A 22,545-nucleotide genomic window follows, 5' to 3' on the forward strand; every position below is an offset into this window, starting at 1 on the left:
ACGAATGTTCATTCTTTATAGTAGCCTGAGGCGTCGAGGCCGTGTCAACCGCTCGCTCGGCCGGGGAGGGGAGCATCGATGCCACGCGTCAGCGCCGCGCACCGCGAGGAGCGGCGGCGGCAGATCCGGGCCGCCGCGCTGCGGGCCTTTGCCACGAAGGGCTACCAGTACGCCTCGATCGCCGACGTGGTCGCCGAGTCGGGCCTGTCCGCCGGGGCCATCTACACCCACTACTCCGGCAAGCAGGAGCTGTTCGCGGCCGTCGCGGAGGAGGTGCTCTCCCGGCGGGGTGCCGAGCTCGGCGCGGCCGCGCGGGGCGACCAGCCGCCGTCGCCCACCGAGGTGCTGATGATCCTGGCGCGTGGCATGGCACGTGACCTCGTCGACGGCCGCGTGCTGCTGCAGCTCTGGGCGGAGTCGACCGTGGACCCCGAGATCCACCAGGTCGTCCAACGGGTCGGCGCGTCGTTCCGCGGGGTCCTCAGCGAGGCGCTGACGGCCTGGTACCGCACCCGACCCGACCTGGCGCCCGACGGTCCCGAGGCGGCCACCGCCGCGCTGCTGCCCGTCATGATGGCCCTCGGACAGGGTTTCCAGACGCAGCGCGCGATGTTCGACGACTTCGACGCCGAGGCGTACTTCACCGCGGCGCGTGCCGTGCTGCCGTCCTGAGCGGGACTATCCTGGTCCGTCGGCGCCGGACGTGGCGTCTGCCCGGAGGCGAGCGAGGAGCGCGATCGGCGTGCAGGTGTTCACGGACCTCGACGAGGTTCCCGCAGGCTACGGCCCGTCCGTGGTGACGATCGGCAACTTCGACGGCGTCCACCGCGGTCATCAGGCGGTCCTGGGGCGCCTCGTGCGGTTGGCGCGTGGTGACGGCCGCGCCGCCGTCGCCGTCACGTTCGACCCCCACCCGGCCACCGTCCACCGGCCGGACTCTGCTCCGGAACAGCTCACCGGCCTGGCCGAGCGGCTGGACCTGCTCGCCGCCACCGGCCTCGACGCGGTCCTGGTCATCCCGTACACGCTCGAGTTCGCGGCGCAGAGCCCCGAGGAGTTCGTCACGCGGTACCTGACCGGCGCGCTCGGCGCCCGCAGCGTCGTCGTCGGCCACGACGTGCGCTTCGGGTCCGGCAACGCCGGCACGTTGGCGACGATGGTCGAGCTCGGTGGCGAGCACGGGTTCGAGGTGGTGGCCGTCGACGACGTGGGGGACTGCCTGCCGGCGGCCTCGGGGCCCCGGCAGCGCTGGTCGAGCTCGGCGGCCCGCGCCCTGCTCGCCGAGGGCGACGTCGCCCAGGCCGCGGACACGCTCGGCCGGCACCACCGCGTGCGCGGGACCGTCGTGCACGGTGACGCCCGGGGCCGCGAGCTCGGGTTCCCGACGGCCAACCTCGGGGACGTCGTCGGGATGGTCCCCGCGGACGGCGTCTACGCCGGCCGGCTGCTGCGACCCGGTCTGGCCGGTCGGGAGCCCGGGAACCCGGACGTCCGGCTGCCCGCCGCGATCTCGATCGGCACCAACCCGACCTTCGACGGCGTGGAGCGCCGCGTGGAGGCCTACGTCCTGGACCGCACCGACCTGGACCTGTACGACGAGGACGTCGTGCTCGAGCTCGTCGCCCGGCTGCGGCCCACGCTGCGGTTCGACGGCGTCGAGCCGCTGGTGGCCCAGATGCGAGCCGACGTCGCGGCCGCCCGGGAGATCCTCGCCCGGCCTGACGGTGACGGTCCCCGCGACGCCCCCCTCCGGGCGTCCGGGGACGCCTGAGTCGCGGTCCGACGTGGCGAGCAGCACATGCGGGGACCGCGTGCTGCGCTGGTACGATGGTCGGTGCCGTAGAACGGCCGCGGATCCAGAGCGCCCCGGTGAACGAGTCCCGGAGCACCGCGCAACGACACCAGAAGGAGAGCCATGCCGCTCGACGCTGCCACCAAGCAGAAGATCATGTCCGAGTACGCCACTCACGAGGGCGACACCGGCTCGCCGGAGGTGCAGATCGCGATGCTCACGCAGCGCATCACCGACCTCACCGAGCACCTCAAGGGTCACAAGCACGACCACCACTCCCGTCGTGGTCTGCTGCTCCTCGTCGGCCAGCGCCGTCGTCTGCTGAGCTACCTGCAGCGGGTCGACATCGAGCGCTACCGCGCGCTGATCCAGCGCCTCGGTCTGCGCCGCTGACACCGCCGACCAGCCCGGTCCCTCTCGCAGGGGCCGGGCTGGTCTGGTGTGATGTCCTAGTCACCACCACACACCGCGCCACCGGGCCGTCGTCCGGTCCTCGGTAGTGGCTCCCCGAACCCGTCCGGTACGCCCGGGCCGTGGCTCCGTGGGCCTCGATCGAAGACCGTCGCTCGGGCGGTGGCGCACCTGAGAGACAGGAGGGCACCCGTGGAGGGTCCCGAGATCCAGTTCGCCGAGGCCGTCATCGACAACGGCCGCTTCGGCACCCGTACCGTCCGCTTCGAGACGGGCCGCCTGGCCCGCCAGGCCGCCGGCTCCGTCGCGGCCTACCTCGACGGCGAGACCATGCTGCTGTCGACCACCACGGCCGGCAAGCACCCCAAGGAGCAGTTCGACTTCTTCCCGCTGACGGTGGACGTCGAGGAGCGCATGTACGCCGCGGGCCGTATCCCCGGCTCGTTCTTCCGCCGCGAGGGCCGCCCGTCCACGGAGGCGATCCTCACCTGCCGCCTCACCGACCGCCCCCTGCGCCCCCTGTTCGTCAAGGGCCTGCGCAACGAGGTGCAGATCGTCATCACGGTGATGGCCCAGCACCCCGACGACGCGTACGACGTGCTCGCGATGAACGCCGCCTCGGCGTCGACGCAGATCTCCGGCCTGCCGTTCTCCGGCCCGGCCGGTGCCGTGCGGATCGCGCTCATCGACGACCAGTGGGTCGCGTTCCCGAAGTACTCCGACAAGGAGCGCGCCGTCTTCGAGATGGTCGTCGCCGGCCGGTCCGTGACCAACGCCGCCGGTGAGACCGACGTCGCCATCGCGATGATCGAGGCCGAGGCCACGGACGACGCCTGGAACCTCGTCAAGAACGAGGGCGCCACCGCGCCGACCGAGACCGTCGTCGCCGAGGGCATCGAGGCGGCCAAGCCGTTCATCAGCGCCCTGTGCGACGCGCAGTCCTCGCTGGCCGCGCAGTCGGCCAAGGAGGTCAAGGAGTTCCCGCTCTTCCCGGACTACGCCGACGACGCCTACGCGGCCGTCGAGTCCGCGGTGTCGGGCACCGCCGGCGAGGCCCTGGCCATCGCCGACAAGCAGGAGCGCGAGAACCGTCTCGACGCCGTCAAGGCCGAGATGCTCGAGCAGCTCGGCGGCCGGTTCGAGGGTCGCGAGAAGGAGCTGTCGGCCGCCTACCGCTCGCTGCAGAAGCAGCTCGTGCGCCAGCGCGTGCTGACCGAGGGCGTGCGCATCGACGGCCGTGGGCTCGCGGACATCCGCACCCTGTCGGCCGAGGTCGAGGTGCTGCCCCGCGTGCACGGGTCGGCGCTGTTCGAGCGGGGCGAGACCCAGATCCTGGGTGTCACCACGCTGAACATGCTGCGCATGGAGCAGCAGATCGACTCGCTCGGTCCGGTCACCCGCAAGCGCTACATGCACAACTACAACTTCCCGCCGTACTCGACCGGTGAGACCGGTCGCGTGGGCTCCCCGAAGCGTCGCGAGATCGGTCACGGTGCGCTCGCCGAGCGTGCCCTGGTCCCGGTGCTGCCGAGCCGCGAGGAGTTCCCCTACGCGATCCGCCAGGTCTCCGAGGCGCTGGGCTCCAACGGCTCGACGTCGATGGGTTCGGTCTGCGCCTCGACGCTGTCGATGCTCAACGCCGGTGTGCCGCTCAAGGCGCCGGTCGCGGGCATCGCGATGGGCCTCGTCTCCGACACGGTCGACGGCGACACCCGCTACGCCGCGATGACCGACATCCTCGGGGCCGAGGACGCCTTCGGCGACATGGACTTCAAGGTCGCCGGTACCCGCGAGTTCGTCACGGCCATCCAGCTCGACACGAAGCTGGACGGCATCCCGGCGTCCGTCCTGGGCGCCGCCCTGGACCAGGCCCGCGACGCGCGCCTGACGATCCTCGACGTCCTGGCCGAGGCCATCGACGTCCCGGACGAGATGTCCCCGAACGCACCGCGCGTCATCGCGGTCAAGGTCCCGGTGGACAAGATCGGTGAGGTCATCGGGCCCAAGGGCAAGATGATCAACCAGATCCAGGAGGAGACCGGCGCCGACATCTCGATCGAGGACGACGGCACGGTCTACATCGGCGCGACCGACGGGCCGTCGGCCGAGGCCGCTCGGGCGGCGATCAACGCGATCGCCAACCCGCACGTGCCCGAGGTCGGCGAGCGCTTCGTCGGCACGGTCGTCAAGACGACGTCGTTCGGCGCGTTCATCTCGCTCTCCCCGGGCAAGGACGGGCTGCTGCACATCAGCCAGCTCCGCAAGCTCGTGGGCGGCAAGCGCGTGGAGAACGTCGACGACGTGCTGTCCATCGGCCAGAAGATCCAGGTCGAGATCGGTGAGATCGACCCGCGCGGCAAGCTCTCGCTCGTCGCGGTCACCGAGGAGGACGACAAGCCGGCCGAGGGCGACGCCGCGGCCGAGCAGCCGAGCGAGGCCTGATCGCCCGCATGGGTCAGCACCTCCCGCTCGTCGGAGCGGGTCGACCCGGTGCCGAGCTCACCGTCGGGCAGGACGGAGCGACGATCCGTCGTTCCGTCCTGCCCGGCGGCGTCCGGGTGCTCACCGAGCAGATGCCGGGCCTGCGCTCGGCCACGGTGGGCGCCTGGGTCGGTGTCGGCTCCCGCGACGAGACCGACGGCCACCACGGCTCCACGCACTTCCTGGAGCACCTGCTGTTCAAGGGCACCTCCCGGCGCACCGCGCTGGACATCGCCGAGGCGTTCGACGCCGTCGGTGGCGAGGCGAACGCAGCCACGGGCAAGGAGCACACCTGCTACTACGCCCGGGTGCTGGACGAGGACCTGCCGATGGCGGTCGACGTCATCGGTGACATGGTCACCTCGGCCCGCCTGGACGCGGACGAGCTCGAGACCGAGCGCGGCGTCATCCTCGAGGAGATCGCGATGACGGAGGACGACCCGGGCGAGGTCGTCCACGAGCAGATCGCGGCCGCCGTGCTGGGTACGCATCCGTTGGGGCGCCCCATCGGGGGCACCCCCGACACGATCCGCGCCGTGCCGCGTGACGCCGTCGTGGAGCACTACCGCTGGCACTACCGCCCGTCCACGCTCGTGGTGGCGGCGGCCGGTGGGGTCGACCACGACCGCCTGGTCGCGCAGGTCGGCGACGCCCTGGTCGCCGGCGGCTGGGACCTCGACCCGGACGGCGTGCCGCGCGACCGCCGGCCGGGCGTCCCGGAGTCCGACGGCGTGCCCACCGAGGGCGTCGAGCTCACGGTGCACCGCCACGTCGAGCAGGCCAACGTGGTGGTCGGGACCACCGGGCTGAGCGCCACGGACGACCGCCGGTTCGCCATGACGGTGCTCAACGCCGTGCTGGGCGGCGGCATGTCCTCCCGCATGTTCCAGGAGATCCGCGAGAAGCGCGGGCTCGCGTACGCCACCTACTCGTTCTCCCAGGGCCACGGCGGTCTCGGGCTGTTCGGGCTGTACGCGGGCTGCACGCCGGCGCGCGTGGACGAGGTGACCGCACTGATGGTCGCGGAGCTGGAGCAGCTCGCCGACGGCGGCATCACGGACGCCGAGCTGGAGCGCTCCGTCGGACAGCTCTCCGGTGGCCTGGTGCTGGGGCTGGAGGACTCCGGTTCCCGCATGAGCCGGCTCGGCCGCTCCGAGCTGGTGCTGGGCGAGCTGATGACGCTCGACGAGTCCCTGGCGCGCATCCGCGCCGTCACCGCCGACGACGTCCGCGAGCTGGCGGCAGACCTCGCGTCGCGCCCGCGTTCCGTGGTGCGCGTCGGCCCGTTCGGAGAGTGAGGCAGCAGTGAGCATCAACGGTGCCCTCAAGGTGGCCGTCGTCGGCGCGGCCGGGCGCATGGGAGCCCAGACGTGCGCGGCCGTCGAGGCGGCCGAGGACCTGGAGCTCGTGGCGCGGCTCGACGCGTCCGACGACGTCGGTGCCGGCGTGCGCGCGTCCGGAGCCCACGTCGCCGTGGACTTCACGGTCCCGTCGGTGACCGAGGACAACGTCCACGCGGTGCTCGACGCCGGTGCGCACGCCGTCGTCGGCACGACCGGGTGGGACGCGGCGTCCCGCGGCCGTGTCGCCCAGCACCTCGACCGGCTGAACGACCGGCACGAGGGCGGCCTCGGCGTGCTCATCGCACCGAACTTCGGGCTGTCCGCCGTGCTGGCGATGACCTTCGCCGCGAAGGCGGCCCGGTACTTCGAGTCGGCCGAGGTCGTCGAGCTGCACCACCCGGACAAGGTCGACGCGCCGTCGGGCACCGCCCGCCACACCGCGGCCGCCATCGCTGCCGCGCGGGCGGAGGCCGGTCTGGGGTCCGCGCCGGACGCGACGCAGGCCGGCTGGGAGGCGCGAGGCGCCGACGTCGACGGCGTCCGGGTGCACGCCGTCCGCCTGCGGGGGCTGGTCGCGCACGAGGAGATCCTCTTCGGCAACGTCGGCGAGCAGCTGACGATCCGTCAGGACTCGTTCGACCGCGCCAGCTTCATGCCGGGTGTGCTGCTGGCCGTCCGCGAGGTCGTCGGGCGCCCCGGCCTGACGGTCGGCCTCGAGAACGTCCTGGACCTGTCGTGACCGACGGGCCCGCGCCCGACGCCGCCCCGCGGCGTCGTCTGCCCCGGGGACTCGTGGGGGCCGTCACCGTGACGGTCCTGCTCGGGATCTACGTGTGGGCGATCGGCGGCCGGGGCCTGGCGATGCTGCGCAGCGGAGAACCGGTGCTGGTCGCCATCGGCGCGGCGGTGCTGGTCATACCGTTGCTCGTCCTGGGCCTCGTCGCTCGTGAGTTCTGGCTGGCCGCGCGGGTGCAGCGCATGGCGGACATCCTGGCCGCCGGCGGCCGGCTGCCCGTCGACGAGCTGCCGCGCTCACCCGGCGGCCGGATCGACCGGGACGCGGCGGACGCCGCGTTCGCCGACGCCCGCGCCGCCGTCGAGAGCGATCCGGACAGCTGGGAGGCCTGGTACCACCTGGCCTTCGCCTACGACGCCGCCCGGGACCGTCGCCGGGCCCGCGCGGCGCTGCGTCGGGCGTCGGCGCTCTTCACCGGCGAGCGCTGACCGGCACCTCCGGGAGCCGCGTCCAGCAGTACAGCGCGTGCCGCACCTCGGCGGCGCGCCACGCGAGCTCACCCAGTGCGACGACGGCCGGGACGACCAGCGCGGGATCCGCACCGGGAGTCCGTCCGGCCCAGTCCAGCGCCGCCTCGGACAGCCGCACGGCCGAGGTCGTGGCGAGGCGGTCGGTCAGCTCGGTCGACACGGTGACCACCCAGGGGCCCTCGTCCGCGCCGACGACGAGGATGCCGTGCCGCGGGTCCGCCGTGACCTCGCCGTACGGACGCCCGCAGACGTGCTCCGCGAGGGTGCCCAGCATCACGAACGGCTCGACGCCCGGCATGCGGACCGTGTCGAAGAGCGGCTCGCCCGACCCGCGGGCCGACGTCGAGGGTCCGTCCTCGGCGTGCACCACGGTGGCCGCCAGGGCGTCCCCGGGCGCCGCGAAGTAGTCGGTCACGACCTGCGCGCCTCGTGCCGTCCTGGAATGCCGCACCTCGGTGCTCCGTCCCATCCGGCCAGCGTGCCACCCGGGTGCTACGCCGTGGTCACGACGGGGTTTCGGTCGGCGAACACCATCACCCGACGTCGCGTGGGAAGGCGGTGCGGGCCACCAGGACGCACGCGAGCGCGGCCGCGACGAGGCCCGCGCCGACCAGCGCCAGCGACGAGGGGCTCGTGGCTGCCAGGACGGCGGACCCGACGGCCGCCCCCAGTCCGATGCCGAGGTTGGAGGTGCCGTTGACGAACGCGCCGGCCAGGTCGGGGTCGGTGCCTCGTGCGCGCAGCGCCGCCGCCTGGAAGGTGGCGGGGATCGCACCGAAGGCGGCGAGCCAGATCCCGGCACACACCAGGACCGGCGCGATGGCCGGGAGGGTGGCCGACACCGCGACCAGCGCGCCGGCGATCACCGCCGTGGCGGCGACCGTGAGCGCGCGGGGCCGGCGGTCCAGGAACCGCGCCGCGGCCCAGAGGCCGACCAGGCCGACGGCGCCGAACACGAGCAGCACCGGCCCGACCGATCCCTCCGGCAGGCCGGTCGAGAGCAGCAGCGGCGAGACGTAGGTGTAGACCGTGTAGTGCCCGCAGAACAGCACGGTGTTCGTCGCGACGACGATCCCCAGCCGGACACGTCCACGGCGCGCACCGGCCCGACCGGTGGTGGTCGCGGGCTCCACGACGACGGCCGGCAGGAGGCGCGCCACCAGCACGGCGGTGAGCCCGCAGACCGCCGCCAGCACGCCGAACGACCACCGCCAGCCGACCGCGTCCCCGAGGGAGGTGCCCAGCGGCACCCCGAGCACGAAGCCCAGCGTGCCACCGGCGGTGACCAGCGTCAGTGCACGTCCGGTGTGCAGCGGTCCCACCAGCCGCGACGCATAGGCGATCGACACCGAGAAGAACACCGCGTGCCCGATCCCGCCGAGCGTCCGCGCGGCAGCGACCGTCAGGAAGGTCGGAGCGACGGCCACCAGCAGGTTGCTCACGGCGTAGGTCGTGACGGTGACCAGCAGCAAGGGCTTGCGGGGGTAGGAGCGGGTGGCGACCGTCAGCGGCACGGCGAGCGCGGCGACGACGAACGCGTACACGGTCACCAGCAGGCCGGCGCGTGCCTCGGTGACGTCGACCCCCCGCGCGAGCTGGGGGAGCAGTCCGACGGGCAGGACCTCGGTGGTGATGGCGACGAAGTTCGCGACGGCGAGGACCGTGATCCCCGCCGCCGCGTCCCGGACCGTACGGTGCTGCGGCGGGGGAGCGCCGGGCTCGGAGGACATCGCCTCATCGTCCCATCCCGCGCCGTCGTGCTCAGGCCGTCAGACCGTGCCCGCAGCGGAACAACGGGTCGATCGTGTCGAAGGGCACGTCCTCGCGGGAGGCCTCGACGGCCGCCGTCGATCGGGGCAGGTCGAACGGCAGCCTGCCGCGGGGCGGCGCGCAACGGGCCGACATGGCCGCGATGCTCCGCGCGTACCTCGACCAGCTGCTCGCGGACTGACCGCCCGGCGCCGTCGGGCGCTGTGGACACCGTGCGCCTACCATGGCCGCAGGTCAGCAGGCCGGGACGAGGGGATCACATGGCGCGCGACGATGCAGGCACGACGCCCGGAGCGGAGCTCGAGGCACCGGCACCGAACCCCTTCCGGAGGGTCTGGTGGCTGCCGGTGGTCCGCGGGATCGCGTTCGTGGTGCTCGGGCTGCTGCTGATGATCGAACCGCTCGGCGAGCTGGCCGTGCTGCGCCTGGTGATCGGGGCGTTCCTCGTCCTGGACGCCGTGCTGGTGCTGGTCCAGTGGCTGGCCCACCGCCGTCAGGTCGGGTCGGCCTGGTGGCTGGCGCAGGCGGCCGTCAACGTGCTCTTCGGCGCCGCCGTGGCGTTCTGGCCCGACCTGTCCGAGACGCCGCTCTACTACGTGCTGGCGAGCTGGACCATCGTGCTGGGCATCGTGGCCGTGGTGGGCGGGGTCGCCCTCGCACGCAACCGTGACCTCGGCTGGCCCTGGATGGTCACGTTCGGCATCGTCGCGGCGCTGTTCGGGGTGCTGCTGGTGACCCGCCCCCTCGACTCGCTCGACGTGCTGCGACTCGTGGCGATCGTGTTCGCCCTGTTCGCGTTCGTCGCGGGGTCGATCCACCTGGTCTCCGGCTTCGCCGTGCGGTCGGTGGCCCGAGAGCTGGCCGACCTGCGCGAGCAGGCCGAGAAGGTCGGCGTCGTCGTCACCGGGGGGTCCGTGCTGGGGGCGGCCAACCCGCAGGCGGCCCCGGCCCGCGCGTCCGCGGCCGACGCCGTCGGGCCCCGGACCGGCGTCGAGGGCATCGCGCACCCGCCCGCCGTCGCCCCGCCCGCTTCGACGACGACCCCGGTGGCGCCGGACGATCACCCGGACGAGGCGAGGCCGGGCCCGAGCACCGAGGCGGGGCCGGAGCCGAGCACCGACGCGGGGACCGGGTCACGGCCCGGCCGTCCGTCCGGGCCCGACGAGCCGTAGGCGGGGGGACGCCCGGCGCTTCCGGGTCAGATCGTGGCCGACCAGCGGCGTTCGACGACGTCGCGCACGCCGGTCGCGAGCGCCCGCTCCGAGCCGTCGGGGCCGAGCCCGGACGAGGCGAGGAACCGTTCGCGACCCTCGTCACCGTCGAGGACCCAGGTGACCACGTCCGTCGCGCCGTCGGTGCGCAGCCGGTCCACGCTGGCCGCCAGGAGGCGGGAGCCGTGCCCGGCGAGCCGATGGTCCGGGTCGACCTCGAGGGCGAGGAGCTGCCCGGGGGCGACCGCGGCGAAACCGACGACCCGCGCCCCGTCGAGCGCGACCAGGACCGCGAACCCCCGGCCCGGCGGCCGGGCGATCGCGTCGGCCCAGCGCTGGTGCATCGTGGCCTCGTCGAGCGCGTCGACCGCCCCGCCCAGGGTGTCGGCGTGGGTGGCGCGCCAGGCACCGACCTGGACGCGGGTCACCGCCTCCTCGTCACCGGGGACGGCGGGCCGGACCGAGACGTCGGCGGTCTCGCGGAACAGTGCCATGTCCACCACCCTAGGGGGTGCGGATCATCGTCCGGGCGCCCGCTCGCGGCCGGTGCCGAGGGGCCGGACCTGTCCGGCGACGGAGAGGCTGAGCACGACCGCCCCGCAGATCGCCAGCAGGGCCGAGCGCACGCCGACCTCGTCGGCGAGCAGCCCGAGCAGGGGTGGGGCGGCGAGCATCGCCACGGTGGAGAACGACGTCGCCACGGCGACGCGGGGGGCGGCGTGCACCGGCTCGTCGGAGGCCGCGGAGATGGCGATCGGGTTGGCGAGCGCCGCGCCGCAGCCCCACAGCACGATCCCGGCCCACGCCACCGGCAGTGCCGGCGCGAGACCGAACAGCAGCAGTCCCAGCAGGGCGGCCGCCCCCGAGGCACGCAGCACCGCCACCCGTCCGTAGCGGTCGATGAGGCCCGTGCCGGCGAACCGGACGACGGTCATCGAACCGACGAACGTGCCGTAGGCCACCGCGCCCACCGCCTCGCGGGAACCGAACCCGTCCACCACCGCCAGCGACAGCCAGGTGTTCGCCGACCCCTCCGACAACGACGCGGCCAGCAGCACGAGGCCGACGAGCAGCGTGCGGGGCTCGCGCCAGGCGCCCAGGGCGGCGTGCAGGCCCGCGCCGCGGCGAACCGCCGGGGCGTCCGGACCCGGCGTCCCCGTGCGTTCGGGCGAGAACGCCGTCGACGGCACGATCAGGAGGGCACGGGCGACCGTCACGACGCCGGTCACGGCGACGAGCTGCACCGCCACGGGTGCGCCGGACCACGCGAACGCCGCGGCGACCAGGGCCCCCAGCGCCGCTCCGACGGAGAAGGCGGCGTGGAAGTGCGGCAGGATCGCCCGCCCGACGACACGCTCGACGGCAGCCGCGTTGATGTTGATCGGGATGTTGGTCAACGCGCCGCACATGCCGTTGATCAGCGCCCCGGCGGCGAACAGGACGGCGCTGCCGGTCGTCGTGCCGAGGGCGAGCAGGCCGAACCCGGCTATGTTGCCCACGGTGGCTGATGCGAGCGTCGCCCTGCTGCCGAACCGCGCCACGACCGCGCCGGTGCCGAGCACGGCGATCAGCGTGCCCGCCCCGCCGACGACGAGGAGGGCGCCGAGCTGGCCCGCCGTCAGCCCCAGGTCGGCGCGGATCGAGGGCAGGCGGCTCATCCAGGACGTGCCCAGCACGCCGAACAGGGCGAACTGTGCCATCAGCGACCAGCGGGTGGCGCCGACGCCGGTGCGACCCGTCGTGGCGGGAGGCCCGGAGGGGAGCGGGGTGGGCATCGGCTCAGCCCCACCCGAGGGCGCGCAGCGCTGCCGCCGAGGCCGCGGCGAGGATGACGACCACGATGAAGGGCGCGCGCAGCGCGAGGGCGACCGCCGCCACCGCCAGGGCGGGCACACGCGCGTCGACGACGACGTGCTGGCCGTCGGCGACGGTCTGCACGACGACCAGGGCGGCCAGCAGCGCGACCGTGACCAGCGTGGAGGTGCGCTGCACCCGGTCGGTGGCCAGCCAGTGCTCGGGGATCAGGTGCCCGCCCAGCTTGAGGGCGAACGAGGCGAGGGAGGCCACCAGCACGGTCACCCACAGGACGGTGGTGGTCATCGGCCGCCCTCCGCGCCGGACCCGGTGTCCGCCGTCGGGCGCGGGGGACGGGTGACGAACCCGGCGACGATCGCGGCCGCAGCGGCTCCGAGCACCGGGACGCCTGCCGGGGTCAGCGGGATCAGCGCGAGGGACACGGCCACGGCCAGCGCGGCAACGAGCTGGGCCTGCCGGGCTGCCAGGCGTGGCCAGACCAGCGCCAGGAACGCGGCCCCGGCGGCGGCGTCCAGGCCCCAGGCCCGAGGGTCGCCGAGCGCGTCCCCGGCGAGGGCGCCCACCAGAGTGAAGGCGTTCCACAGGACGAACACACCGAGACCGGTGACCCAGAACCCGACCCGGGTGGCCGCGGGCTCGCGCTGCCCCACGGCCACCGCCGTCGACTCGTCGATCGTGATCTGGGCGGCCACGGCCCGGCGCCAACCCCGGACCTCCAGCAGCGGGGCGACGACCGCGCCGTAGAGGGAGTTGCGGACCCCGAGCAGCGTCGAGGTCGCCACCGCCGCCACCGGGGAGCCACCGGCGGCGACGACGCCGATGAGGGCGAACTGGGAGCCTCCGGAGAACAGCAGCAGGCTGAGCACAGCGGTCTGCACCACGGAGAGCCCCGCCACGACGGCGAGCGCACCGAACGAGATCCCGTAGAGCCCCGTCGCCAGGGAGACGCTCAGCCCCTGGCGCAGGGCAGCCGAGACCGCAGGAGATCGGGGAGGGAGCACGGCGCTAGGAAATCATGCCCGGCGCCGCCGGATCACATCGCGACGTACACCGTCTCCAGGTACTCCTCGAGCCCGGCCTCGCCACCCTCGCGGCCCAGGCCCGACTGCTTCACCCCGCCGAACGGGGCGCTCGCGTCGGAGACCATCCCACGGTTGATCCCGATCATGCCGGAGTCGATCTCGTGGGCGGCCCGCATCGCCAGGTCGACGTCACGGGTGTACGCGTAGGCGGCCAGCCCGTACTCCGTGTCGTTGGCCAGGGCGATGCCTGCGTCGGCGCCGTCGAACACCACCACCGGGGCCACCGGACCGAAGATCTCCTCGGCCACGCAGCGGGCGTCGGCCGGGACGTCGGCGAGCACCGTCGGCGGGTAGAAGTACCCGGGCCCGTCGGGCAGCTCGCCACCGGTGAGCGCCCGGGCACCCCGGCCGGTGGCGTCGTCGACCAGCTCGTGGACCTTGGCCACCGCGTCGGCCCCGATGAGCGGCCCCACGTCGTGGCCCTCGGCGCCGGGCCCCACCGTGAGCCGCTCGAAGCGCGCGGCGAGGCGGTCGGCGAACTCTCCGGCGACGGCGGAGTCCACGAGGAACCGGTTGGCGCCCACGCAGGACTGGCCGCCGTTGCGCAGCTTGGCGACCATGGCACCCTCGACGGCGGCATCGAGGTCCGCGTCGGCGAACACGACGAACGGCGCGTTGCCGCCGAGCTCCATCGAGCAGTTCAGCACCTGCTCGGCGGCCTGGCCGAGCAGCACCCGCCCGACGCCGGTGGAGCCGGTGAAGGAGAGCTTGCGCAGGCGGGGGTCGGCGATCACCGGTGCGGTGACGGTGCGTGCCGAGGAGGTCGGCACCACGTTGATCACACCGGCGGGCAGGTCCCGTGCCGCGAGCTCGCCGCGCACGATCTCGGCCACGGCCATCGTGGTCAGGGGGGTGAGCTGGGCGGGCTTGATGACCACGGGGCAGCCGGCCGCCAGGGCCGGGCCGATCTTGCGGGTCGCCATCGCGATGGGGAAGTTCCACGGCGTGATGAGCAACGCGGGACCGACCGGACGGCGGTGCACGAGCTGACGGTTCGCGCCGGCGGGCGCGGTGCGCAGCAGGCCCGGGGCGCGGACCGCCTCCTCGGCGAACCAGCGGAAGAACTCGGCGCCGTAGGCCACCTCGGCCCGCGACTCGGCGAGCGGCTTGCCGCCCTCGGCCGTGATGAGCGCCGCCAGCTCCTCGGTGCGGTCCACGATCGCCTCGAAGCAGGCGCGCAGCAGCTCGGCACGGTCGCGCGGGGCGACGGCGGCCCAGGCGGGCGCCGCCTCGTGCGCGGCGGCCAGGGCAGCCAGGCCGTCCTCGCCGGTGCCGTCCGCCACGCTGGTGAGCACCTCCTCGGTCGCCGGGTCGGAGACCTCGAAGGTGGCGCCGCCCGAGGCGGGGCGCCACTCGCCACCGACCAGGACCTGGGTGGGGACGTCGCGGACGGGGGAGGGGAGCGTCGTCGCAGTCATACCGTCCAGTATGTGACCGCCCGACGTCTGCGCACCACCGCGCCGCGGCACGTGGGCGTGCGTGGCACGTCGTCTCACGCCGCGGGTGCCGGACCACGGCGTCGCGGGGCGCCACACCTGGTCGTCGGCGCCCCGGGAGCCCGGTGAACGGTACGGTGTCCCCATGACGCTTCCCGGTACGCCTGCGCGCCCTTTCGGGGCCGTCCTGACGGCCATGGTGACGCCCATGACGGCGTCGGGCGAGGTCGACCTCGACGCCGCGGTGCAGCTCGCCGTACGACTGGTCGACCAGGGCAACGACGGGCTCGTCCTGTCGGGGACCACCGGCGAGGCGCCGGTAACCCACACGCCGGAGAAGTCCGACCTCGTGCGCGCCGTCGTCGGGGCCGTCGGGGACCGTGCCGTGGTCCTGTCGGGTGCCGGCTCCAACGACACGGCACACGCCGTGCGCATGGCCGAGCAGGCCGCCGACGCCGGGGCGCACGGGCTGCTCGTCGTCTCGCCGTACTACTCGCGGCCCACGCAGGAGGGCCTCTACCAGCACTTCGCGACCGTCGCCGACGCGACGGACCTGCCGGTGATGCTCTACGACATCCCCGGCCGCGCCGGGGTGCGCATCTCCCCGGCCACCTACGCGCGGATCGCCGCGCACCCCCGCGTCCTGGCGGCCAAGGACGCCACGGGTGACGTCGCCTCCGTCCCGTTCCTGCGCCAGGCCACCGGGCTGGCGTGGTACTCCGGTGACGACGGGCTGCTGCTGCCGTTCCTCGCCCACGGCGCGGCCGGCATCGTGTCGGTGTCCGCGCACCTCGTCGGTGGCGCGTTCGCCGAGGTCGTGCGGCGGTTCGACGCGGGCGACCACGTCGGAGCGCTCGACGTCTTCACCTCGACCCTCCCGGTCGTCTCGGCCATGAACGGCGCCGGTGCGCAGGCGGTCATGGTCAAGGCCGCGCTGCAGATCCTCGGCGTCCACCCGAACCGCGAGCTGCGCCTGCCGAACGTCGCCGCCACGGACGACGACGTCGCCGCGGTGCGCGCCGCCCTCATCGCCGGCGGCGTCCTGGACGCCGCCACCGTCCCCCAGTAACGAACCAGGCCTTGGAGGCCCCGTGAGCCACCCTCACCCCGAACTTCCCCTTCCCCCCGAGCTGCCCGCAGGCGGACTGCGCATCGTGGCTCTCGGCGGGCTGGGCGAGGTCGGCCGCAACATGGCCGTCCTCGAGTACGACGGCCGGCTGCTCGTCATCGACTGCGGCGTCCTGTTCCCCGAGGACCACCAGCCCGGCGTCGACCTGATCCTGCCGGACTTCGACTACATCGCCGACCGCATGGACGACATCGAGGCGATCGTCCTGACCCACGGTCACGAGGACCACATCGGCGCCGTGCCGTATCTGCTGCGCCGCCGCCGCGACATCCCGATCTACGGCTCGCAGCTGACCCTCGCGTTCATCGAGGCCAAGCTCAAGGAGCACCGGATCAAGCCCGTCACGCGCGTCGTGGCGGAGAACGACACCGTCACCCTGGGCGTGTTCGACCTCGAGTTCGTCGCGGTCAACCACTCCATCCCCGACGCGCTCGCCGTGGCCGTCACCACCGGGGCCGGCACCGTCCTGCACACGGGTGACTTCAAGATGGACCAGCTCCCGCTGGACGGCCGGGTCACCGACCTGCGTGCCTTCGCGCGCCTGGGCGAGCGGGGCGTCGACCTGTTCATGGTCGACTCCACCAACGCCGAGGTCCCCGGGTTCGTCACCAACGAGGTCGAGATCGGGCCGGTCCTGGACAGCGTGTTCGCGCAGGCGGAGAAGCGGATCGTCGTCGCGTCGTTCTCCTCCCACGTGCACCGCGTCCAGCAGGTCCTCAACGCCGCCTACGCCCACGGCCGCAAGGTCGCGCTCGCCGGCCGGTCGATGATCCGCAACATGGGCATCGCTGCCGAGCTCGGCTACCTGGACGTGCCGCCCGGCGTGCTGGTCGACCTCAAGCGCACCGGGGACATCCCGGACGACCAGCTCGTGTACATGTGCACCGGCTCGCAGGGCGAGCCGATGGCGGCGCTGAGCCGGATGGCCAACGGCGACCACCGGGTGGCGATCGGGCACGGCGACACCGTGATCCTGGCCAGCTCCCTGATCCCCGGCAACGAGAACTCGGTGTTCCGGGTGATCAACGGCCTGACGCGCCTGGGCGCGCGCGTCGTGCACTCCGGCAACGCCAAGGTGCACGTCTCCGGTCACGCCAGCGCCGGCGAGCTGCTGTACTGCTACAACATCCTGCAGCCCAAGAACGTCATGCCGGTGCACGGCGAGGTGCGACACCTCGTGGCGAACGCGGCGCTCGCGGTCCGGACGGGTGTCCCGGCCGACCGGGTGGTGCTGGCCGAGGACGGCGTCGTCGTCGACCTCGTGGACGGCAAGGCGTCCGTCGTCGGCGCGGTGCCCTGCGGCTACGTGTTCGTCGACGGGTCGTCCGTGGGCGAGGTCACCGAGAACGAGCTGAAGGACCGCCGGGTCCTCAGCGAGGAGGGATTCGTCTCGGTGTTCGCCGTCGTGGACTCCGCGACCGGCAAGGTGCTCGCCGGGCCGCAGATCCTGGCGCGCGGCATGGCCGAGGACGCCGCGGTCTTCGACGACATCCAGCCGGACGTCGTCAAGGCTCTCGAGGACGCGATCGCCGGCGGTGCCACGGACACCCACCAGCTCCAGCAGGTGATGCGCCGCGTGATCGGTCAGTGGGTCAACCGTCGGCTCCGGCGTCGTCCGATGATCGTCCCCGTGGTCGTGGAGGCCTGAGCCGGAGCGAGCGTGCGAGTGCAGGCTCGGGCCTCCCGTCGCCCCGAGACGGACCGGGCGACTGGGCCCGGGGGATGTCGCTTGACGCTACTATGACGCGACTTGTCCCGCTCATGGAGAATTCGATGTCGCATCCGGACCCGTTTGTTCCGCCGCTTCCAGCGTCCGCGTCCGAAAGTGGTGTGCCACGGACGGGACATGAGCCCCGTCCGGCGTACGGTGCCCGTGCTCCGCTTCCCCCGTCGGGTGCCGCGCCGCACCACGGCACGGGGCGCGACGTCGGGAACGGGCCGTGGTCGTGGGTCTCGGGGCCGTCCGTGCCCTCCGTGCTGGCGGGCTGGACGATCGGACTGGCGGTGGCGTGGGCGGCCGTCCAGGTTCTGACCTTCGTGACGTCGTTCGAGGCGGCCGAGGTGTACTCGCGGGGGATCGACGCCGGCGGCGCCACGGCCGTCCTGACGGCCTACGACGGTATCGGGTTCGTCTTCTTCCCGATCCAGGTCGCGACGTTCGTCGTGGCCTGCCAGTGGTTGTTCCGGTCTCGCGAGCTGACCGCGGTGCTCCAGCCGCGCGAGCGCCACAAGCGCCGCCCGGTCTGGGTCTGGCTCGGCTGGGTCGTGCCCGTGGTGGCGCTGTGGTTCCCGTTCCAGGTCGTCCGTGACATCCGGAGCGGAACGACGGGGCTGCGGCGGACCACGGGGCTGGGGTCGTGGTGGGCCTCGTGGCTGGTGATGGTTTGGGCCTCGACCCAGGCGGCGCGGTCTTCCATCGGCATCAGGCCGCTGGATCCGGCGCTCATGCCCGTCCTGGAAGGGGTGGCCGCGGTCGCTGCCGTCATCGGTGTCGTGCTCTGGATCCGGATCGTGCGTGAGATCACTGCCGCGCAGCGAGCCCGTCTGGAGATGCCTCCCGGCGTGTGAGCCCGGCCGCGATCCCGCTGAACGGCGGCGTGACACGCGTCCACGACCTGCGCCGTCGTGACGCGGCGGACGGGTACGGTGGTCGCATCATGGCGACCCGCAGCCCTGCCCGGAGAACGGCCGGCGGACCGAGCCGGTCCGGCCGGTCGGCCGGGGCCTCGACGGCGCGCACCCGAGCGGTGTCCGCGCCGTCGAAGCGTGCCTCGGGGTCGCGCAGCGGGGGCCGGTCGGCGGGCGCCAAGCAGCGGTCCGGCACCACGCGCCGGCCGGCCCGCAGCGGACCGCCGTGGCCGGTCAGGATGGTTCGCGGCGCCTACCTCGGCGTCGCCCACGGGCTGGGGGCACTGACCCGCACGATCACCAAGGGAGCGAGAGACCTGGAACCCGAGCACCGCCGAGACGGCGTGGCCTTCTTCCTCGTGGCCGTCGCGATCGTCGTGGCCGCCCGCGAGTGGTGGGGCATCCCCGGCACCTTCGGCGACGGCGTCCATGCCGTCGTGGCCGGAACGGTCGGCCTGGCGGGGGTCGCTGTCCCCGTGCTCCTGCTGTGGCTCGCGGTGCGCCTGATGCGCCATCCGGAACGTGGTCATGCGAACTCGCGGGTCGCGATCGGCCTGAGCCTGATCGTCATCTCGGTGTGCGCGCTCGTCGCCGTCGCCGAGGACACGCCGTCCCCGCGGGACGGGTTCGCCCCGGTGCAGGACGCCGGCGGCATCATCGGGTACCTGACGGCCACGCCGGTGGTGATCGGGGTGACGGAGTGGGTGGCGGTACCGCTGTTCCTCCTGCTCGGGTTCTTCGGCCTGCTGGTGGTCACGGCGACGCCGGTGCACCGCATCCCCGAGCGGGTGCAGGGGCTCTACGACCGGCTGACGGGCAACCGCCACGCCGAGGAGGAGCCCGCCGACGGCTTGCGGCTGGCCGAGGGGGTCTCCGCGCACGACGGCTCCGACGAGCGGGCGCCCACGAAGCGTCGTCGGCGGCGCACCAAGGCCGAGCGGGCGGCGGAGGCGGCAGCGGCCGAGCTCGACGAGTACGCCGGTGACGAGGCCTTCGAGAAAGCGGCGACACTGGCGGCGGGCGACGACTCGCCGGCGGGCGCGCCGGCAGACCGGTCCGCGGCCACCCAGCTCGTCCCGGCGGGCTCGACCCGTCCGGCACCGGGTCCGGCCGCGGCGACGCCGGGACCGCCCGAGCCGCGTCCGGCCCCGCAGGGTCGTGCCGAGCAGCCGATGCTCTCGGGGGACACCGTGTACCTGCTGCCGAGCGAGGACGCGCTCGGCAAGGGCGCGCCGCACAAGACGCGCTCGGCGGTCAACGACCGGGTGGTCGCCTCCCTGGAGGAGGTCTTCGACCAGTTCGGCGTGGATGCCAAGGTCAGCAACTTCACGCGGGGCCCGACGGTCACCCGCTACGAGGTCGAGGTCGGGCCGAAGACGAAGGTCGAACGCATCACCTCGCTGTCGAACAACATCGCCTACGCCGTGGCCAGCGCGGACGTGCGGATCCTGTCGCCGATCCCGGGCAAGTCCGCGATCGGCATCGAGATCCCGAACACGGACCGCGAGACGGTGGTCCTCGGCGACGTGCTGCGCTCCTCGGCCGCCCGCCGCACGGAGCACCCGATGGTCATGGGCGTGGGCAAGGACGTCGAGGGCGGGTTCGTGGTGGCGAACCTCGCCAAGATGCCGCACATCCTCGTCGCCGGTGCCACCGGTGCGGGCAAGTCGAGCTTCATCAACTCGATGATCACCTCGATCCTCATGCGTTCGACGCCGGAGCAGGTGCGACTGATCCTGGTCGACCCCAAGCGGGTCGAGCTGACGATCTACGAGGGCATCCCGCACCTGATCACGCCGATCATCACGAACCCGAAGAAGGCCGCCGAGGCGCTCGACTGGGTGGTCCGGGAGATGGACGCCCGGTACGACGACCTGGCCACCTACGGGTACAAGCACATCGACGACTTCAACGCCGCGGTGCGGGCGGGCAAGGTCACGCCGCCCCCCGGCTCGGAGCGCAAGGTGGCCGCGTACCCGTACCTCCTGGTGGTGGTGGACGAGCTGGCGGACCTGATGATGGTGGCACCCCGGGACGTGGAGGCCGCGATCCAGCGGATCACCCAGCTCGCGCGTGCCGCCGGCATCCACCTGGTGCTGGCCACGCAGCGACCGTCGGTCGATGTCGTGACCGGTCTGATCAAGGCGAACGTCCCCTCCCGGCTGGCCTTCGCGACGTCGTCCCTGGCGGACTCGCGGGTGGTGCTGGACCAGCCCGGGGCCGAGAAGCTCGTCGGACAGGGTGACGCGCTGTTCCTGCCGATGGGTGCGGCCAAGCCGATGCGTGTGCAGGGGGCGTGGGTCACCGAGTCCGAGGTCCATGCCGTCGTCGACCACGTCAAGTCCCAGCTCAAGCCCGTCTACCGGCCGGACGTGACGGCTCCGGCCGCCGCGAAGAAGCAGATCGACGAGGACATCGGCGACGACCTCGACCTGCTGCTGCAGGCGGCCGAGCTGGTCGTCTCGACCCAGTTCGGCTCCACCTCGATGCTGCAGCGCAAGCTCCGGGTCGGGTTCGCCAAGGCCGGGCGCCTCATGGACCTGCTCGAGTCCCGCGAGATCGTGGGCCCCTCGGAGGGGTCCAAGGCCCGCGACGTGATGGTGCAGCCGGAGAACCTGCCTGCGGCGCTGGCTCTCCTGCGGGGCGAGACGACGCCCGCCTACGACCAGGACGCGGACGGCACGCCGGCGGCAGACCAGTACGCTGACGGTACGGACGGGCACCGTCCACCCGTGGCGACCGACTACCACGACGGCGCCGACACCGATGCCGAGGACCCGGTGCGCTGACGGCACGGCACAGATCGGGCGCTGTCGGTGCCCGGCGTGGGCCGTCGCCCCCGTCAGCCCTTGCCCTGGCCGGCTCCGCGCGGCACGACCGTGGGTGGTGGGCCCGACGGCTCCGGGGGCTCGGTCCGCTCGGCGGCCTGCTCGCCGACGGCGTCGGCCACGCGCTGCTCCCGCGCCGCCAGGTCCGCCGCCGAGAGCGTGGAGCCGTCCCGGTCGTCCAGGAGGTCCCTGATCACGAACGCGCGGTGGCCTGCCGGGATGTCGACGGTGGTGCCCGTCCATCGGACCCGGGTCACCCGCAGCGGGTCGGAGGCGCGCTCCTGGGCGAAGGTGGCGGACAGCAGCACGCCGTTGCTCGTCCGCGCGTCGCAGCACGCCGCGCTCTGGTTGGACAGCAGGTTGCCGAGGCCGTAGGCCACCCACATCCCCGTGCCTCCCGGCCCGCCGTCGAGTCGGTCGATGCGCTGCGGGACGTGCGCGTGGTGCCCGATCACGAGGTCGACGACGTGCGACGCGGCCAGCTCGGCGACGACGTCGACCTGCTGGTCGGTGAGGGTCTCGGTGTACTCGACACCGGCGTGCAGGCTGACCAGCACGACGTCGGCGCCGTCGCGCCGGGCCTGCTTCGCCTCGGCGACCAGCGCGTCGGCGTCGATGAGGTCCACCGCCCACGGGGCGTCGGCGGGTACGGGCAGCCCGTTGAGCCCGTAGGTCGCCGACAGGTGCGCCACGGTGATCTCCTGGCCGGCGCGGGCGAGCCGGTAGAGCTGCGGCCGGGACTGCTCGGCGGCGGAGCGCGCTGTGCCGGCGTGTCCCATGCCGGCGGCGTCGAAGGCGTCCAGGGTGGTGACCACCCCGGGGTAGCCGCGGTCCACCGAGTGGTTGGACGCCGTGGAGCAGCCGTCCCAGCCCTGCTCGGCCAGCGCCGGGACGAGACCCTCCGGGGCCCCGAAGAGGGGATACCCGCTGGGTGCCGTGCCCTCCGGCGCGACGGGGACCTCCATGTGGCACAGGGCGAGGTCCGCCCCGGCGACCCAGTCGTCGAGGCCGTCCAGCAGCGACGCGAAGTCGCTGCCGCCGTCGGCGGACGTCACGACCGGGCCGTGCGGCAGCAGGTCACCGGCGGCCACCAGGGTGAACGACGCCGGCGGGGCGGGCGGAGGCGGCGCGACCTTCGCGCGTGCCACGTCCGCGGCGGTGGTGAGCGTGGGCGCGGGCTCCGGCGCGTGCGGGGCCAGGAGGCCGCAGGCGGTCAGGACCAGGAGCAGGGCGGCGGCCGTGACGGCTGCGGCGCGGTGGGGCGCCGGATGCGCCCGAGCGTGCGCGGGACCGGGTCTGGGGACGTCGGAGGCCACCGCGCGAGCCTACCGCCGTCGCCGCACCGCGGGCCGC

21 protein-coding genes are annotated in these 22,545 nt (G+C 73.7%); 12 read left to right on the plus strand and 9 right to left on the minus strand.

The genetic code is table 11. The features are described 5' to 3' along the window. Window positions 1-78 precede the first annotated feature (78 nt). From ACIQLL_RS13110 to ACIQLL_RS13140, 7 genes are all read left to right on the plus strand, one after another. Window positions 79-672 carry a TetR/AcrR family transcriptional regulator gene (locus ACIQLL_RS13110; protein WP_402467825.1) on the plus strand — a complete coding sequence of 198 codons (594 nt, stop codon included), beginning with the start codon at window positions 79-81 and terminating at the stop codon, window positions 670-672. A 70-nt stretch (window positions 673-742) separates the two neighbouring features. Further along, window positions 743-1,771: a bifunctional riboflavin kinase/FAD synthetase gene (locus ACIQLL_RS13115; protein ID WP_402467828.1), complete on the plus strand. Its 1,029-nt coding sequence runs from the start codon at window positions 743-745 to the stop codon at window positions 1,769-1,771. Between the two features lie 144 nt (window positions 1,772-1,915). Then, window positions 1,916-2,185, plus strand: a complete 270-nt coding sequence (gene rpsO, locus ACIQLL_RS13120) for a 30S ribosomal protein S15 (protein WP_402467831.1) — start codon at window positions 1,916-1,918, stop codon at window positions 2,183-2,185. 210 nt (window positions 2,186-2,395) lie between these two features. Then, complete coding sequence (locus ACIQLL_RS13125; protein WP_402467833.1) at window positions 2,396-4,645, plus strand: polyribonucleotide nucleotidyltransferase; 2,250 nt, start codon at window positions 2,396-2,398, stop codon at window positions 4,643-4,645. 8 nt (window positions 4,646-4,653) lie between these two features. Next, on the plus strand, window positions 4,654-5,982 hold the full coding sequence (locus ACIQLL_RS13130) for a M16 family metallopeptidase (RefSeq protein WP_402467835.1): 1,329 nt from the start codon (window positions 4,654-4,656) through the stop codon (window positions 5,980-5,982). 13 nt (window positions 5,983-5,995) lie between these two features. After that, the gene (gene dapB / locus ACIQLL_RS13135; protein WP_402468135.1) at window positions 5,996-6,766 is read left to right on the plus strand and encodes a 4-hydroxy-tetrahydrodipicolinate reductase; all 771 of its coding nucleotides are present in this window, start codon (window positions 5,996-5,998) and stop codon (window positions 6,764-6,766) included. Continuing rightward, window positions 6,763-7,251 carry a hypothetical protein gene (locus tag ACIQLL_RS13140; protein WP_402467838.1) on the plus strand — a complete coding sequence of 163 codons (489 nt, stop codon included), beginning with the start codon at window positions 6,763-6,765 and terminating at the stop codon, window positions 7,249-7,251. The genes dapB and ACIQLL_RS13140 overlap by 4 nt, the downstream gene beginning before the upstream one ends. Here the strand turns inward: ACIQLL_RS13140 and ACIQLL_RS13145 are convergent. From ACIQLL_RS13145 to ACIQLL_RS13155, 3 genes are all read right to left on the minus strand, one after another. Beyond that, on the minus strand, window positions 7,235-7,708 hold the full coding sequence (locus tag ACIQLL_RS13145; protein ID WP_402467841.1) for a hypothetical protein: 474 nt from the start codon (window positions 7,706-7,708) through the stop codon (window positions 7,235-7,237). The genes ACIQLL_RS13140 and ACIQLL_RS13145 overlap by 17 nt on opposite strands. A gap of 118 nt (window positions 7,709-7,826) precedes the next feature. Next, window positions 7,827-9,023, minus strand: coding sequence for an MFS transporter (locus tag ACIQLL_RS13150; RefSeq protein WP_402467844.1), 1,197 nt, complete (start codon window positions 9,021-9,023; stop codon window positions 7,827-7,829). A 31-nt stretch (window positions 9,024-9,054) separates the two neighbouring features. Next, window positions 9,055-9,198 carry a hypothetical protein gene (locus ACIQLL_RS13155; protein ID WP_402468156.1) on the minus strand — a complete coding sequence of 48 codons (144 nt, stop codon included), beginning with the start codon at window positions 9,196-9,198 and terminating at the stop codon, window positions 9,055-9,057. A 125-nt stretch (window positions 9,199-9,323) separates the two neighbouring features. Here ACIQLL_RS13155 and ACIQLL_RS13160 point away from each other — a divergent pair, with 125 nt between their 5' ends. After that, complete coding sequence (locus ACIQLL_RS13160) at window positions 9,324-10,235, plus strand: HdeD family acid-resistance protein (protein ID WP_402467847.1); 912 nt, start codon at window positions 9,324-9,326, stop codon at window positions 10,233-10,235. Between the two features lie 26 nt (window positions 10,236-10,261). On the opposite strand, the gene ACIQLL_RS13165 is transcribed toward ACIQLL_RS13160, so the two are convergent. From ACIQLL_RS13165 to ACIQLL_RS13185, 5 genes are read right to left on the minus strand one after another with little or no spacing between them, the layout of a single operon-like run. After that, on the minus strand, window positions 10,262-10,768 hold the full coding sequence (locus ACIQLL_RS13165) for a GNAT family N-acetyltransferase (protein ID WP_402467850.1): 507 nt from the start codon (window positions 10,766-10,768) through the stop codon (window positions 10,262-10,264). A gap of 24 nt (window positions 10,769-10,792) precedes the next feature. Continuing rightward, a complete protein-coding gene (locus ACIQLL_RS13170; protein WP_402467853.1) occupies window positions 10,793-12,049 on the minus strand; it encodes an MFS transporter in 1,257 nt (418 codons plus the stop codon). 4 nt (window positions 12,050-12,053) lie between these two features. Further along, window positions 12,054-12,374: an AzlD domain-containing protein gene (locus tag ACIQLL_RS13175; protein WP_402467856.1), complete on the minus strand. Its 321-nt coding sequence runs from the start codon at window positions 12,372-12,374 to the stop codon at window positions 12,054-12,056. Then, the gene (locus tag ACIQLL_RS13180) at window positions 12,371-13,090 is read right to left on the minus strand and encodes an AzlC family ABC transporter permease (protein WP_402467859.1); all 720 of its coding nucleotides are present in this window, start codon (window positions 13,088-13,090) and stop codon (window positions 12,371-12,373) included. Before ACIQLL_RS13180 ends, ACIQLL_RS13175 begins: the two co-directional genes overlap by 4 nt. Before the next feature lie 32 nt (window positions 13,091-13,122). Next, a complete protein-coding gene (locus tag ACIQLL_RS13185) occupies window positions 13,123-14,589 on the minus strand; it encodes an NAD-dependent succinate-semialdehyde dehydrogenase (protein WP_402467862.1) in 1,467 nt (488 codons plus the stop codon). 163 nt (window positions 14,590-14,752) lie between these two features. Here ACIQLL_RS13185 and dapA point away from each other — a divergent pair, with 163 nt between their 5' ends. The 4 genes from dapA (at window position 14,753) to ACIQLL_RS13205 (ending at window position 21,153) form a co-directional block, all read left to right on the plus strand. Continuing rightward, window positions 14,753-15,676 carry a 4-hydroxy-tetrahydrodipicolinate synthase gene (gene dapA, locus ACIQLL_RS13190; protein ID WP_402467864.1) on the plus strand — a complete coding sequence of 308 codons (924 nt, stop codon included), beginning with the start codon at window positions 14,753-14,755 and terminating at the stop codon, window positions 15,674-15,676. 22 nt (window positions 15,677-15,698) lie between these two features. After that, complete coding sequence (locus ACIQLL_RS13195; protein WP_402467867.1) at window positions 15,699-17,384, plus strand: ribonuclease J; 1,686 nt, start codon at window positions 15,699-15,701, stop codon at window positions 17,382-17,384. 317 nt (window positions 17,385-17,701) lie between these two features. Further along, entirely contained in the window at window positions 17,702-18,304 is a 603-nt protein-coding gene (locus ACIQLL_RS13200) for a DUF4328 domain-containing protein (RefSeq protein WP_402467870.1), read from the plus strand. 299 nt (window positions 18,305-18,603) lie between these two features. Further along, window positions 18,604-21,153 carry a DNA translocase FtsK 4TM domain-containing protein gene (locus ACIQLL_RS13205; RefSeq protein ID WP_449768908.1) on the plus strand — a complete coding sequence of 850 codons (2,550 nt, stop codon included), beginning with the start codon at window positions 18,604-18,606 and terminating at the stop codon, window positions 21,151-21,153. A gap of 53 nt (window positions 21,154-21,206) precedes the next feature. On the opposite strand, the gene ACIQLL_RS13210 is transcribed toward ACIQLL_RS13205, so the two are convergent. After that, the gene (locus ACIQLL_RS13210; protein ID WP_402467872.1) at window positions 21,207-22,508 is read right to left on the minus strand and encodes a CapA family protein; all 1,302 of its coding nucleotides are present in this window, start codon (window positions 22,506-22,508) and stop codon (window positions 21,207-21,209) included. Window positions 22,509-22,545 lie beyond the last annotated feature (37 nt).

Origin of the sequence: Isoptericola aurantiacus (assembly GCF_044769875.1) — a bacterium.
GTDB lineage: Bacteria > Actinomycetota > Actinomycetes > Actinomycetales > Cellulomonadaceae > Isoptericola > Isoptericola aurantiacus.

Bases quoted from the DNA above. Each gene is read 5' to 3' on its own strand.
- ACIQLL_RS13110 (WP_402467825.1), top strand. From the start codon at position 79: ATGCCACGCGTCAGCGCCGCGCACCGCGAGGAGCGGCGGCGGCAGATC.
- rpsO (WP_402467831.1), top strand. From the start codon at position 1,916: ATGCCGCTCGACGCTGCCACCAAGCAGAAGATCATGTCCGAGTACGCC.
- ACIQLL_RS13130 (WP_402467835.1), top strand. From the start codon at position 4,654: ATGGGTCAGCACCTCCCGCTCGTCGGAGCGGGTCGACCCGGTGCCGAG.
- ACIQLL_RS13150 (WP_402467844.1), bottom strand. From the start codon at position 9,023: ATGTCCTCCGAGCCCGGCGCTCCCCCGCCGCAGCACCGTACGGTCCGG.
- ACIQLL_RS13155 (WP_402468156.1), bottom strand. From the start codon at position 9,198: ATGTCGGCCCGTTGCGCGCCGCCCCGCGGCAGGCTGCCGTTCGACCTG.
- ACIQLL_RS13160 (WP_402467847.1), top strand. From the start codon at position 9,324: ATGGCGCGCGACGATGCAGGCACGACGCCCGGAGCGGAGCTCGAGGCA.
- ACIQLL_RS13165 (WP_402467850.1), bottom strand. From the start codon at position 10,768: ATGGCACTGTTCCGCGAGACCGCCGACGTCTCGGTCCGGCCCGCCGTC.
- ACIQLL_RS13170 (WP_402467853.1), bottom strand. From the start codon at position 12,049: ATGCCCACCCCGCTCCCCTCCGGGCCTCCCGCCACGACGGGTCGCACC.
- ACIQLL_RS13175 (WP_402467856.1), bottom strand. From the start codon at position 12,374: ATGACCACCACCGTCCTGTGGGTGACCGTGCTGGTGGCCTCCCTCGCC.
- ACIQLL_RS13185 (WP_402467862.1), bottom strand. From the start codon at position 14,589: ATGACTGCGACGACGCTCCCCTCCCCCGTCCGCGACGTCCCCACCCAG.
- dapA (WP_402467864.1), top strand. From the start codon at position 14,753: ATGACGCTTCCCGGTACGCCTGCGCGCCCTTTCGGGGCCGTCCTGACG.
- ACIQLL_RS13205 (WP_449768908.1), top strand. From the start codon at position 18,604: ATGGTTCGCGGCGCCTACCTCGGCGTCGCCCACGGGCTGGGGGCACTG.